The organism is Streptomyces sp. HP-A2021 (assembly GCF_022807935.1).
GTDB classification, from domain to species: Bacteria; Actinomycetota; Actinomycetes; order Streptomycetales; family Streptomycetaceae; genus Streptomyces; species Streptomyces afghaniensis.
Window position 1 is genome coordinate 5,392,807 of record NZ_CP094344.1, and the last position, 12,482, is coordinate 5,405,288.

Annotated in this window: 12 protein-coding genes; 8 read left to right on the forward strand and 4 right to left on the reverse strand. The window is 71.3% G+C overall.

The genetic code is table 11. The annotated features are described in order from the left end of the window. The first annotated feature begins 96 nt into the window (after positions 1-96). Positions 97-1,389: an ATP-binding protein gene (locus MQE23_RS24420; RefSeq protein WP_243380274.1), complete on the forward strand. Its 1,293-nt coding sequence runs from the start codon at positions 97-99 to the stop codon at positions 1,387-1,389. Further along, positions 1,386-2,066 carry a response regulator transcription factor gene (locus MQE23_RS24425; protein WP_030243122.1) on the forward strand — a complete coding sequence of 227 codons (681 nt, stop codon included), beginning with the start codon at positions 1,386-1,388 and terminating at the stop codon, positions 2,064-2,066. Before MQE23_RS24420 ends, MQE23_RS24425 begins: the two co-directional genes overlap by 4 nt. A 78-nt stretch (positions 2,067-2,144) precedes the next feature. Here the strand turns inward: MQE23_RS24425 and MQE23_RS24430 are convergent, their stop codons facing one another. Beyond that, complete coding sequence (locus tag MQE23_RS24430) at positions 2,145-2,837, reverse strand: copper chaperone PCu(A)C (protein WP_243380275.1); 693 nt, start codon at positions 2,835-2,837, stop codon at positions 2,145-2,147. 592 nt (positions 2,838-3,429) lie between these two features. Between MQE23_RS24430 and MQE23_RS24435 the strand changes: the two genes are divergently transcribed. The 6 genes from MQE23_RS24435 (at position 3,430) to MQE23_RS24460 (ending at position 9,803) form a co-directional block, all read left to right on the forward strand. Further along, entirely contained in the window at positions 3,430-3,912 is a 483-nt protein-coding gene (locus MQE23_RS24435; protein ID WP_003953493.1) for a CarD family transcriptional regulator, read from the forward strand. 286 nt (positions 3,913-4,198) lie between these two features. Next, complete coding sequence (ispD, locus tag MQE23_RS24440; protein ID WP_243380276.1) at positions 4,199-4,963, forward strand: 2-C-methyl-D-erythritol 4-phosphate cytidylyltransferase; 765 nt, start codon at positions 4,199-4,201, stop codon at positions 4,961-4,963. Beyond that, positions 4,953-5,474, forward strand: a complete 522-nt coding sequence (gene ispF / locus MQE23_RS24445; protein WP_243380277.1) for a 2-C-methyl-D-erythritol 2,4-cyclodiphosphate synthase — start codon at positions 4,953-4,955, stop codon at positions 5,472-5,474. Before ispD ends, ispF begins: the two co-directional genes overlap by 11 nt. Positions 5,475-5,519: 45 nt before the next feature. After that, entirely contained in the window at positions 5,520-6,917 is a 1,398-nt protein-coding gene (gene cysS / locus MQE23_RS24450) for a cysteine--tRNA ligase (RefSeq protein WP_020271866.1), read from the forward strand. A 97-nt stretch (positions 6,918-7,014) separates the two neighbouring features. After that, positions 7,015-7,956 (forward strand): 23S rRNA (guanosine(2251)-2'-O)-methyltransferase RlmB, encoded by a 942-nt coding sequence (rlmB, locus tag MQE23_RS24455; protein ID WP_037668455.1) that lies wholly within the window; start codon positions 7,015-7,017, stop codon positions 7,954-7,956. Between the two features lie 128 nt (positions 7,957-8,084). Next, positions 8,085-9,803: a DoxX family protein gene (locus MQE23_RS24460; protein WP_243380278.1), complete on the forward strand. Its 1,719-nt coding sequence runs from the start codon at positions 8,085-8,087 to the stop codon at positions 9,801-9,803. A 74-nt stretch (positions 9,804-9,877) separates the two neighbouring features. Here the strand turns inward: MQE23_RS24460 and MQE23_RS24465 are convergent, their stop codons facing one another. The 3 genes from MQE23_RS24465 to ugpC all read right to left on the reverse strand — a co-directional run bounded on the left by MQE23_RS24465 (position 9,878) and on the right by ugpC (position 12,480). Then, complete coding sequence (locus MQE23_RS24465) at positions 9,878-10,609, reverse strand: nucleotidyltransferase family protein (RefSeq protein ID WP_020271870.1); 732 nt, start codon at positions 10,607-10,609, stop codon at positions 9,878-9,880. 108 nt (positions 10,610-10,717) lie between these two features. Further along, positions 10,718-11,173, reverse strand: a complete 456-nt coding sequence (locus MQE23_RS24470; RefSeq protein WP_020271871.1) for a hypothetical protein — start codon at positions 11,171-11,173, stop codon at positions 10,718-10,720. A gap of 218 nt (positions 11,174-11,391) precedes the next feature. Beyond that, positions 11,392-12,480 (reverse strand): sn-glycerol-3-phosphate ABC transporter ATP-binding protein UgpC, encoded by a 1,089-nt coding sequence (ugpC, locus tag MQE23_RS24475; RefSeq protein ID WP_020271872.1) that lies wholly within the window; start codon positions 12,478-12,480, stop codon positions 11,392-11,394. Between the last annotated feature and the right edge of the window lie 2 nt (positions 12,481-12,482).

Genomic DNA, 12,482 nt, shown 5'->3' on the forward strand with positions numbered 1-12,482 from the left:
CCAATACTGGCTCCTAGGTGAACTCTGGGCGACGAGTGTTCGAGCTCGCAGCCCGACGGCTGTGGCCCGTGCCCGACCCATGCCTAACCTGGGTGCATGGACGTGAACGCGGCGGTCGCCGCAGCGGCAGCGATCGCCGGGGTGCTCACCGGCGTGATCGCCATGCTGGCGTTCCGCTGGAGTGAGCGCGAACAGAAGCGCCCCACACGGACGTCCCTGCACACGGACCCGGTGCTGCCCCCGGGCGTGGACACCGTCCTGTCGGTCCTCAGGTCCTCCGCCGTCGTGCTCGACGAGGCGGACGCGGTGGTCAAGGCCAGCTCGGCGGCGTACGCCCTCGGCCTGGTCCGCGGCGGCAAGCTCGCCGTCGAGCCGATGCTGCAGATGGCCCGGGACACCCGGCGCGACGGGGAGATACGCCAGGTCGAGCTGGACCTGCCGCGGCGCGGAACCGGACGCGGGGAGGCCCTGGCCGTCTCCGCGCGGGTCGCGCCGCTCGGCTCCCGGCTGGTGCTGCTGCTCGTGGAGGACCTCACCGAGGCCCGCCGGATCGAGGCGGTGCGGCGCGACTTCGTCGCCAACGTCAGCCATGAGCTGAAGACGCCCGTCGGCGCCCTCTCCCTGCTGTCCGAGGCCGTCATGGACGCCTCCCACGACCCCGAGGCCGTCGAGCGGTTCGCCGGGCGCATGCAGATCGAGGCCACCCGGCTCACCAGCCTGGTCCAGGAGCTCATCGACCTGTCGCGGGTGCAGAACGACGACCCGCTGGAGGACGCCGAGCCGGTCCGCGTCGACGAGCTCGTCGCCGAGGCCGTCGACCGCTGCCGGCACCAGGCCGGCACCAAAGAGATCACCATGGCCGCGGGCGGCACCGCCGACCTGCATGTGTGGGGCAACCGCGGCCAGCTCGCCGCCGCCCTCGGCAATCTCGTCGAGAACGCGGTCAACTACTCGCCCGCCCGCACCCGCGTCGGCATAGCGGCCCGCAAGGTGAACGCGCCCGGCGGGGAACAGATCGAGATCGCCGTCACCGACCAGGGCATCGGCATCTCCGACAAGGACAAGGAGCGCATCTTCGAGCGCTTCTACCGCGTCGACCCGGCCCGCTCCCGTGCCACCGGCGGTACGGGCCTTGGGCTGGCGATCGTGAAGCACGTGGCCGCCTCGCACGGCGGGGAGGTCACGGTGTGGAGCGCCGAAGGCCAGGGCTCCACCTTCACCCTGCGGCTGCCGGAGGCCGGTGCGGCCCGCGACCGCGCACATCAGCAGCCCGCCCGAGAGATACGCGCAGGAGGCGCGGGCCTCGACGAGGAGGCCGGGCGGTCCACCCCCACATCCCCCGAATCAACCGCGTACGAAACGCTTCCTGCCCCGGAGGTCCTTCCGTGACCCGAGTGCTCGTCGTCGAGGACGAGGAGTCCTTCTCCGACGCCCTGTCGTACATGCTCCGCAAGGAGGGCTTCGAGGTCGCCGTCGCGACCACCGGGCCCGACGGACTCGACGAGTTCGAGCGCAACGGCGCCGACCTCGTCCTCCTCGACCTGATGCTGCCCGGCCTGCCGGGCACCGAGGTCTGCCGCCAGCTGCGCGGCCGTTCCAACGTCCCCGTCATCATGGTGACCGCCAAGGACAGTGAGATCGACAAGGTCGTCGGCCTGGAGATAGGAGCCGACGACTACGTCACCAAGCCCTTCTCCTCGCGCGAGCTGGTCGCCCGCATCCGCGCCGTGCTGCGCCGCAGAGGCGAGCCGGAGGAGGTCACCCCGGCCGCGCTGGAGGCCGGCCCGGTCCGCATGGACGTCGACCGGCACGTGGTCACCGTCGGCGGCACCAAGATCGACCTCCCGCTGAAGGAGTTCGACCTGCTGGAGATGCTGCTGCGCAACGCCGGCCGCGTGCTCACGCGCATGCAGCTCATCGACCGGGTCTGGGGCGCCGACTACGTCGGTGACACCAAGACCCTCGACGTCCACGTCAAGCGCCTGCGCGCCAAGATCGAGCCGGACCCGGGCGCCCCGCGCTACCTGGTCACGGTCCGCGGCCTGGGCTACAAGTTCGAGCCGTAAGCCGGCCGCGTACGACGAACGCGAAGGGCGGGACCTCCCAGGAGGTCCCGCCCTTTCGTACGGCTGTCCGGCGCGGGCTCAGTGCCCGGCGCCCGCCCCGGCCGTGGCGCTCGCCGAGGCCGCGTCGGTCGGCGTGCCCGGCGACTCGTGGCCGCCCGGGGTCTCGCCGGCGGCGGGGCTCTCGGTGCCGGCCGGCGAACCGGAGGGGCTCCCCGACGGCGAACCGGACGGGGACGCCGAGCCGCCCGGCGCGGCCGGCACCTCGGTCGGGCCCCACTCGGCGAAGTAGTGCTTGGCCGGGACGACGAACGCGCGCAGGCTGACGTCGCCCGTCTTGCTGAAGGTGAAGGTGACCTTCTGGGCGTTGCCGTCCCGGACGGCCTCGCGGCTGCTCGGCAGCATGGCCGTCGCGTTGTCCTTGCCGCCCAGGACCAGGCTGCCGCCGGCCGGGATGCTCAGGCTGCCGCCCTTGGCGGGCTTGAGCTCGGCCTCCTTGCCGGTGCCGGGCAGGGTGATGGACTCCAGCGTCTCGGCGGTGGTGCCGGAGTTGAAGAAGGTGGCGGAGATCGCGGCCGGGCCGGTCGACTCGAGGTCGGGCTGCGTGATCACGATCGCGTTCTGGATCTTGATGTTGCCGACGCTCGTCGCCGCGTTGTCCGGCTTGATCTCGAGGGTCTGCGCGTCGTTGCCCGCGCCGCACGCGGCGAGCGAGGCGACGGAGAACGCGATGGCGGCCGCGGCGAGGACGCCGCGTCGAAGGCTGCTGCTCACGGCGGCGGCAACTCCTTGACTCGAGCGGAGCGGCCGATAAAGCCGCCCTAAGTGTCTGTCAGCAGGCCACAGGTTACCGAGCCGTTCCCGCCCGGCCGCACCCGACCCCCCGGCACCCGTGCTCCCACTGAGTCACAAGTGACACCTGGGTCACATTGCCGGGGCGCTCGTCCTGCATTCACATAAGAGCCTCGGAAGAGCCTCGGACAGCAGCGCAAATTTTCCGTGAAGGAATGCGCGGACCACCTCGGAATTGATCACCGGCGACTCGCCCGGACGCCCGGTGATCAATTCCGGATTCGACCGGACCCCGGCTCGGGCCACCGAACGGAGTAGCGGAAGTCGATCATACGGAACCGGACATATGGGGATGTTCGGCCGCCTGGAGGAGGGTCCGGATGTGTGTAACGTACGCGTTTCGCTCGGCCCGGAGAGCCGCTCCGACCTGCGAATACCTTCTTCCACTCCCTGTCCGAAGCACGTTCCTGATGGACTTGTCAAGCCCCGAGATATGCCCTGACCTGCGAAAACGCCATTCAGAACCCGCAGTTTCCGTGTTACCCTGGATAGCCACGGAAGGGGTACCTGTCACATGACGTTCAAGGTTGGCGACACCGTGGTCTATCCCCATCACGGGGCCGCGCTGATCGAGGCTATCGAAACTCGCCAGATCAAAGGCGTGGACAAGACCTACTTGGTGCTGAAGGTCGCCCAGGGTGACCTGACAGTGCGTGTGCCAGCGGACAATGCGGAGTTCGTCGGCGTGCGTGATGTGGTCGGTCAGGACGGGCTGGACCGGGTCTTCGAGGTGCTGCGCGCGCCGTACGCCGAGGAGCCCACGAACTGGTCCCGTCGTTACAAGGCAAACCTGGAGAAGCTCGCCTCGGGCGATGTCATCAAGGTCGCAGAAGTGGTGCGTGACCTGTGGCGTCGTGAGCGTGAGCGCGGACTCTCCGCCGGTGAGAAGCGCATGCTCGCCAAGGCCCGCCAGATTCTGGTGAGCGAGCTCGCCCTCGCGGAGAACACCAACGAGGACAAGGCCGAGGCCCTGCTCGACGAGGTTCTCGCCTCCTGAGGCGAAGCCGGTCGCTCAGCACTCTGCTGATCAGCCCTGCACATCGAAATGCCGCGGTGCCCGATGACGATTCCTCTGTCGCCGGGCGCTGCGGCATGTTCGTACTCGGACGCCGAATGCGCCGTCACCGCCGGATGTGTTATCACTCACGATCCGGTGCTTGGCGTGCCGGGCCCGGGCAGCCGGCTCGACCGGCGTCACGGAAGGGTCCGGTCGAGCGCGTCGCGCCCGGCACTCCTCCAGGCCATACCCACGCCAGGGCAACACACAAACCTGACAGGAACCGATGTCTGACGATTCGCGCCCTTCGCCGTCGGCCGCCCCCTCGGCAGCCCGTACGGCGGCCGTGATCCCGGCCGCCGGCCGTGGTGTACGGCTCGGCCCGGGCGCCCCCAAGGCGCTCCGCGCGCTGGGCGGCACCCCCATGCTCATCCACGCGGTCCGCGCGATGGCCGCCTCCCGCGCCGTCTCGCTGGTCGTCGTCGTGGCCCCGCCCGACGGTGCCGCCGAGGTCAAGTCGCTGCTCGACGCGCACGCGCTGCCCGAGCGGACCGACTTCCTGGTCGTACCGGGCGGGCGGACCCGCCAGGAGTCCGTGAAGCTCGGCCTGGACGCGCTGCCGCCCGGCCACGACATCGTGCTGGTGCACGACGCGGCCCGGCCGCTGGTGCCCGTGGACACGGTCGACGCCGTGATCGAGGCCGTACGCGACGGTGCCCCGGCCGTGGTCCCGGCGCTGCCGCTCGCCGACACCGTCAAGCAGGTCGAGCCCGCCCGGGCGCCCGGCGAGCCGGAGCCGGTCGTCGCCACGCCGGAGCGCGCACGGCTGCGGGCGGTGCAGACACCGCAGGGCTTCGACCGGGCCACGCTGGTACGGGCGCACGAGACGGTCACCGGGGACGTCACCGACGACGCCGGCATGGTCGAGCAGCTCGGCCTCACGGTCGTGGCGGTGCCCGGCCACGAAGAGGCGTTCAAGGTCACCCGGCCCCTGGACCTGGTGCTCGCGGAGGCGGTCCTGGCCCGCAGGAGGCTCAACGATGGCTTCTGACGAGGTGCCCGCGATGGACGAGACACCCGGGATGCCGCTGCCCCAGGTCGGCATCGGCACCGACATCCACGCCTTCGAGGAAGGCCGCGAACTGTGGTGCGCCGGCCTGAAGTGGGAGGGCGAGGGCCCAGGCCTGGCGGGCCACTCGGACGCGGACGTCGTCGCACACGCCGCGTGCAACGCGCTGTTCTCGGCGGCCGGTCTCGGCGACCTGGGACAGCACTTCGGCACGGGCCGCCCCGAGTGGTCGGGCGCGTCGGGCGTCACGCTGCTGACGGAGGCGTCCCGGATCGTCCGCGAGGCCGGCTTCCGCATCGGCAACATCGCCGTACAGGTCGTGGGCTCGAGGCCGAAGATCGGCAAGCGCAGGGACGAAGCTCAGGAACTGCTGTCGAAGGCGGCCGGAGCACCGGTTTCCGTATCGGGCGCGACGACGGACGGACTGGGCTTCCCGGGACGTGACGAGGGCCTGATGGCGGTGGCGACGGCGCTCGTCGTGCGAGCCGGGTGAGCGGCACTGCCCCACACACACCCCACGGCCTACTACCCTGGTCCCGTGACTATTCGCCTGTACGACACCAGCGCCCGGCAGATCCGTGACTTCTCCCCGCTCAAGCCGGGTTGTGTCTCGATCTACCTGTGCGGTGCCACCGTGCAGGCCGCACCCCACATCGGGCACATCCGGTCGGGTCTGAACTTCGACATCATGCGCCGCTGGTTCGAGTACCGCGGCTACGACGTCACGTTCGTGCGGAACGTGACGGACATCGACGACAAGATCATCTCCAAGGCGGACCAGCAGAACCGTCCGTGGTGGGCCATCGGCTACGAGAACGAGCGCGCCTTCAACGACGGCTACACCGTGCTGGGTTGCCTGCCGCCCACCTACGAGCCCCGCGCCACCGGCCACATCACCGAGATGGTCGAGATGATGCGCGGCCTCATCGAGCGCGGGCACGCCTACGAGGCCGACGGCAGCGTCTACTTCGACGTCCGCTCCTGGCCCTCCTACCTGGAGCTGTCCGGGCAGGACCTCGACGAGATGCGGCAGCCTGCCGAGGAGGGCATCACCGGCAAGCGCGACCCGCGGGACTTCGCCATGTGGAAGGCGGCGAAGCCGGGGGAGCCCAGCTGGGAGACGCCGTGGGGCCGCGGACGTCCGGGCTGGCACCTGGAGTGCTCGGCGATGGCGCACAAGTACCTGGGCGCCGCCTTCGACATCCACGGCGGCGGCCTCGACCTGGTCTTCCCGCACCACGAGAACGAGATCGCCCAGGCCAAGGCCTACGGCGACGACTTCGCCGGGTACTGGGTGCACAACGCCTGGGTCACCATGAGCGGCGAGAAGATGTCGAAGTCGCTCGGCAACTCGGTCCTGGTCAGCGAGATGGTCAAGCGCTGGCGGCCCATCGTGCTGCGCTACTACCTCGGCACCCCGCACTACCGCTCGATGATCGAGTACAGCGAGGAGGCGCTGCGCGAGGCCGAGTCGGCGTTCGCGCGGATCGAGGGCTTCGTGCAGCGCGTGGTGGAGAAGGCCGGTGCCGTCGAGCCCGCCGCCGAGGTGCCGCTGGCCTTCGCCGAGGCGATGGACGACGACCTGGGCGTGCCGCAGGCGCTCGCCGTGGTGCACACCACGGTCCGGCAGGGCAACAGCGCGCTGGCCGCCGACGACAAGGAAGCCGCGGTGGCCCGGCTCGCCGAGGTCCGTGCCATGCTCGGCGTCCTCGGGCTCGACCCGCTCGCCGCCCACTGGGCGGGGGAGAGCGACCGCGGCGCCGACCTGCACGGCGTGGTCGACACGCTCGTCCGCATGGTCCTCGACCAGCGCGAGGCCGCCCGGGCCCGCAAGGACTGGCCCACCGCGGACGCCATCCGCGACCAGCTCGGCCAGTCCGGTCTGGTCATCGAGGACAGCCCGCAGGGGCCGCGCTGGAGCCTCGGACCGCGCTGACCCGACCGCGATCCGGAAGATCGATTGTGCCGCCCGGGCCTCCGGGCGGCACACTTCATAGACGTACGTTCGTACCGCACCCACAGACAGGTAGGTCATGGCAGCCAACAACCGCCGCATGTCCGGCAAGAAGGGCGCGCAGGTCGGCAGTGGCGGCCAGCGACGCAAGGGCTTGGAGGGCAAGGGCCCCACTCCGCCCGCCGAGATGCGCAAGGGACACAAGAAGAACCGTGTCGCCAGCGCCAAGGCGCGACAGACAGCCCGCCGCCCCGCGCCCCGGGGCCGCGGGGGCAAGTCCACGTCCGAGCTGGTCGTCGGCCGCAACCCGGTCTACGAGGCGCTGCGCGACGGCGTGCCCGCTTCCACGCTGTACGTCCAGCAGTTCATCGACAACGACGAGCGCGTCCGTGAGGCCCTCCAGCTCGCCGCCGAGCGCGGCGGGATCAACCTCATGGAGGCCCCCCGCCCCGAGCTCGACCGGATGACGAACGGGCTGAACCACCAGGGGCTCGTGCTCCAGGTCCCGCCGTACGAGTACGCCCACCCGCAGGACCTCGCCGACGCCGCCCTCGACGACGGCGAGGACCCGCTGATCGTCGCGCTCGACGGTGTCACCGACCCGCGCAACCTGGGCGCGGTAGTCCGCTCCGTCTCCGCCTTCCGCGGGCACGGCGTCGTCGTACCCGAGCGGCGGGCCGCCGGGATGACGGCGGGTGCCTGGAAGACGTCCGCCGGCGCGGCCGCCCGTACGCCCGTCGCCCGCGCCACCAACCTGACGCGCGCGCTGGAGGCGTACAAGAAGGCCGGCATCGTGGTCGTCGGCCTGGCCGCCGACGGCGAGGTCGAACTCGGTGAACTGGAGGCCCTGGGCGGGCCCGTCGTCATCGTCGTCGGCAGCGAGGGCAAGGGGCTGTCCCGCCTGGTCGGGGAGACCTGCGACTACCGGGTGCGGATCCCGATGCCGGGCGGCGCCGAGTCGCTCAACGCCGGTGTGGCGGCGGGGATCGTGCTGTACGAGGCGGCCCGCCGACGCGCCTGAACAAGCGTCCGCCATCTCACCCGTACGGGGTAATTCCGGTGACGTCGGGGCGACAAGGACAAGCTTGACGGGGTCCGGACAGATCCGGCGAGTCAAAGCAGTGTCCTATCCCGACGTCACTCGGTTAGATGAGTGTGGACACCAGAACACCCCGCACACCCACGGGGGACCGCTCGTCGGGACTCGACGACGCTCCCGCGCTGAGCATGGTGAAGGTCCCGAGCGACCCGGCGCAGGTCATCGTCAATCACGCGAGTTTCCGCGTGCAGTTGGGCGTCTCGACGCGTCGCGTCCAGTCCCCCCGGGTCGCACGGCATCTGACCGCCAGCGAGGACACCGCCCGCATCCCCGTCGTCACCGCCGGGGGCGCGGCGGACGGGGCCACCACCCGCCGCCGGCCCGTCGTCTGGAGCGGCAAGTCCGCGCCCGACGACACCGGCGCCCACCGGCTCCTCCAGGCCGTCCGGCACGAGAGCGTCCGCCACCCCGACGAGTCCGCCACGGACACCGGGGCCACCCAGGTCATCTCCCGCGTCGGCACCGACCCGCAGGGCCCGGGCTACGGCGCCGGGCACCAGGGCGGCGGCTACGGCGGCACCGGCTACGAGGGCGACGGCTACCAGGACGACCTCACCCAGACCGTCGAGACCCCCGTCATCGGCCCGCAGCGCACCCACGAGCCCGCCGACGGCTCCCGGCTGCTGCCGCCGATGCGCACGGTCGGCAGCGCCTACGACGAACCCGCCTACACCGACGCGGACTTCGAGGACCTCGCCGACGGGGCGGACGGCACCGAGCGGGCCGTCAAGCGCCACGGCGACGACCCGGCACGGCACGCCTACTATCCGGGCCGCCGGATGAACCTCGGCGTCGTCCTGCTCCCGCTGCGCGTCTTCCTGGGCTTCATCTCCATCTACGCCGGCATGGGCAAGCTGTGCGACCCCGTCTACTTCGACGGCGGCAAGCGCGGCTCCATGGTCAAGTGGCTCAACACCCTGCACCCCTGGGAAGTCGCCGAGCCGCTGCGCCAGTTCGCCTTCGAGCACCCGGTCGGCACCGGGCTGGCCATCGCCTTCGCCCAGGTCATCGTCGGCGTCCTGACGGTCCTCGGCTGCTGGCAGCGTGTCGCCGCCTGCTTCGGCGCCCTGCTCTCGGCCGCGCTGCTGGTCACCGTCAGCTGGAAGAGCGTCCCCGCCTACGAGACGCCCGACATCATCTACCTCGCCGCCTGGTCCCCGCTGATCATCGCCGGCGCCCCCGTCTACTCCGTCGACGGCCGCCTGGCCGGCAGCGCCTGGCGCCGCCTCGGACCCCGCGCCGACATCTGGGACCTGCGCCGTTACGTGCTGCGCCGCGGCGCCCTCGTCACCGCCGTCGCCACCGGCCTCACGCTGCTCGTCGGCTCACTGCTCGGCGGCGCCGTCCGCGACGCCGACCGGGTCGTCGTCCCCGGCCCGGGCGAGGCCCCGCGCAACGAACTGCCCGGCTCCCCGCTCCCGGGCGAACCCGGCAAGCGGCAGGACAGGCGGACCCCGTCGGCCTCCTCCTCGCCCACCCAGGGCGCCACGGCCGGCTCGGCCAGCCCCAGCGCGGGCACCACGACCCGGCCGGGTGCCACCCGGGACGCCGGCACGGTCACCGGCGGCTCGCCCAGTCAGACCCAGGGCAGCGCGGGCCAGGCCCCGCCCCGGCAGTCCTCCCCGGCCGGCCAGGCCCCGAGCACCACCTCGGGCCCCACCTCCGGCGGCACGGGCTCGACCGGCGGCTCGGGCTCGACCGGCGGCTCGGGCGACGGCGACTCCTCGTCCACGGGCCGACCGGGCCTGGTGGGCGGCTTGCTGGGGTAGCCGACCGGCATGAGCGAGAAGGGGCCCCACACCCTCGGGTGTGGGGCCCCTTCTCGGCTTCTTCGAGCGAGCTCTCAGCGACCCGACGCCGCCAGTTCCTTCGCGGCCTCCGTCAGATCCTTGGCCGTGTCGATGGCACGCCAATACGACCCCTGAGGGATCGTGAACCCGGCCAGCTTCCGCTCGCGGGCCAGCCGGGGAAACGTCGTGCGCTCGTGGTCCCCGCGGTCCGGCAGCAGCCCTGCGAACTCGGGGGAGAAGACATACACACCCGCGTTGATCTCGAAGGTCGACGGCGGGGCCTCGATGAAGTCCGTGATGCGGCCGAAGCCGTCCGTCTTCACCGCACCCCACGGCAGCCGCGGCCGGGCCAGGGCCAGCGTCGCGACGGCGTCCCGCTCGGTGTGGAAGTCCGCCATGTCACGCAGCGAGAACCGGGTCCAGATGTCGCCGTTCGTGGCGTACCAGGGCTGGTCCGGGTGGGGCAGATGCGCGGCCGCGTACTTGAGGCCGCCGCCGCGGCCGAGGGGCTCCGATTCCACGACCGTGGTGACGGAGACGGGCAGATCGGCCGTCTCGAGCCACTTCTGGAGCACCTCGGCGAGGTGGCCGCAGGAGACCACCACGTCCGTCACGCCCTCCTCGGCGAGCCAGGACAGCTGATGGCCGATGATCGGTGTCCCCGTCCCGGGGATCTCGACCATCGGCTTGGGCCGGTCGTCGGTGTACGGACGGAGCCGGGAGCCCTGGCCACCGGCCAGAACGACGGCTTGAACGGGGCGGGACGCGGCGCTCGGATCGCTCATGAGACCGAACTGTACGTGGCGTCCCGCCCGGGGCCGCGGCGGACGAGGGATCTCGCGTCAGCCGCTGCCGGCTTCTCACCTCTCTCGTGCGGCGGCAGGGCGGGGTGCTCAGCTGTGCGCGGCCGCGACGCCCGTGGCGAAGGCGGTGTCGCAGACCGGGCGGGCGTAGGACTGGGCGCGCGTCGGGCCGTAGACCCGGACGGCGGCCTCGCCTAGGGCGCGGGCGATGGACACGCAGTGCTTCGCCAGCGACGGGCGGCCGTTGACGGCCTGCTGGAGATGGGTGAGGGCGACGCCCGGGTTCTCCTCCTGGAGCTCGGTGAGCAGTTTGTCGCGCAGGACGTCCTGGGGGGCGCGCTTGGCGGCCCGCGGGGTGCCGGCGGACGTGCTGGTGTCCGCGGCGGTGAGCACCGGGTCGGAGGTGCTCCCCGACCAGTTGACTCGGGTGACCGCGAGGGTCCCGGAGAGCACCAGGACGACGGGCAGGACGAAAGCGAGGGAGCGGCCGATCCGGCGGGCGGGGCCCCGGCCGCGTCGCGTCTGTTGGTTAGTGGAGTGCTTCACGCGTGTGAGGGTAGCGCGGGGTAATGGTTTGTAGACATTTAGTCACCGGTTCGGGGGATGAGAGAGTGCCCTTTTTTGGGTAAGGCGTTGACGCACACCGCTCGAAACGTCCGGTCTGCCGGGGTATTTGTCGACAACGAGAAGGGCCCCGCAGCAGGCTGCGGGGCCCTCTTCGTCAACTTGGGTGATTCACCCGGGGTTGTGCGTTTGCCGACGGGTCAGTCGGACAGGCGCTCGCCCGTGGAGGTCGAGAACACGTGGGTCTCGCCGGAGCGCGGGACGATGTGCAGCGTGCTGCCCTTCTCCGGGACGTCACGGCCGCTGACGCGGACGACGAGGTCCTTGGAGTCGTCGCCGACCTTCGCGGTGCCGTAGACGTAGGCGTCGGCGCCGAGCTCCTCGACGACGTTGACGGTGACCGCGAGGCCCAGCTCGGCGTCCGGGCCGGCCACGTCGAAGTGCTCGGGGCGGACACCGACGGTGACGGTCTTGTCGGTGGTGGCGGCGAGCGCGTCGCGCTGCACCGGCACGACCGACTTGCCGAACTTCACGCCGCCGTCGGTCACCGGGACCTCGACGAGGTTCATCGCCGGGGAGCCGATGAAGCCGGCCACGAAGAGGTTGGCGGGCTTGTCGTACATGTTGCGCGGGGTGTCGATCTGCTGGAGCAGACCGTCCTTGAGGACCGCCACGCGGTCGCCCATCGTCATGGCCTCGACCTGGTCGTGGGTGACGTAGACGGTGGTGATGCCCAGACGGCGCTGGAGCGAGGCGATCTGCGTACGCGTGGACACACGGAGCTTGGCGTCCAGGTTGGACAGCGGCTCGTCCATGAGGAACACCTGCGGCTCACGCACGATGGCGCGGCCCATGGCGACACGCTGGCGCTGACCACCGGAGAGCGCCTTCGGCTTGCGGTCCAGGTACTCGGTGAGGTCGAGGATCTTCGCGGCCTCCTCGACCTTCTGCCGGATCTCCGCCTTGTTGACGCCGGCGATCTTGAGCGCGAAGCCCATGTTGTCGGCGACGGTCATGTGCGGGTAGAGCGCGTAGTTCTGGAACACCATGGCGATGTCCCGGTCCTTCGGCGGCAGGTGGGTGACGTCGCGGTCGCCGATGCGGATCGCGCCGGCGTTGACGTCCTCGAGCCCCGCGAGCATGCGGAGCGAGGTGGACTTGCCGCAGCCGGACGGGCCGACGAGGACGAGGAACTCGCCGTCCTCGATGTCGATGTCGAGCGCGTCAACAGCGGGCTTGGTGGAACCCGGGTAGATCCGGGTCGCCTTGTCGAACGAGACAGTGGCCATGA

Excerpts from the sequence above, each read along its gene's own strand:
- MQE23_RS24420 (WP_243380274.1), top strand. The coding sequence starts at position 97 with ATGGACGTGAACGCGGCGGTCGCCGCAGCGGCAGCGATCGCCGGGGTG.
- MQE23_RS24435 (WP_003953493.1), top strand. The coding sequence starts at position 3,430 with ATGACGTTCAAGGTTGGCGACACCGTGGTCTATCCCCATCACGGGGCC.
- ispD (WP_243380276.1), top strand. The coding sequence starts at position 4,199 with ATGTCTGACGATTCGCGCCCTTCGCCGTCGGCCGCCCCCTCGGCAGCC.
- ispF (WP_243380277.1), top strand. The coding sequence starts at position 4,953 with ATGGCTTCTGACGAGGTGCCCGCGATGGACGAGACACCCGGGATGCCG.
- rlmB (WP_037668455.1), top strand. The coding sequence starts at position 7,015 with ATGGCAGCCAACAACCGCCGCATGTCCGGCAAGAAGGGCGCGCAGGTC.
- MQE23_RS24460 (WP_243380278.1), top strand. The coding sequence starts at position 8,085 with ATGAGTGTGGACACCAGAACACCCCGCACACCCACGGGGGACCGCTCG.
- MQE23_RS24465 (WP_020271870.1), bottom strand. The coding sequence starts at position 10,609 with ATGAGCGATCCGAGCGCCGCGTCCCGCCCCGTTCAAGCCGTCGTTCTG.
- ugpC (WP_020271872.1), bottom strand. The coding sequence starts at position 12,480 with ATGGCCACTGTCTCGTTCGACAAGGCGACCCGGATCTACCCGGGTTCC.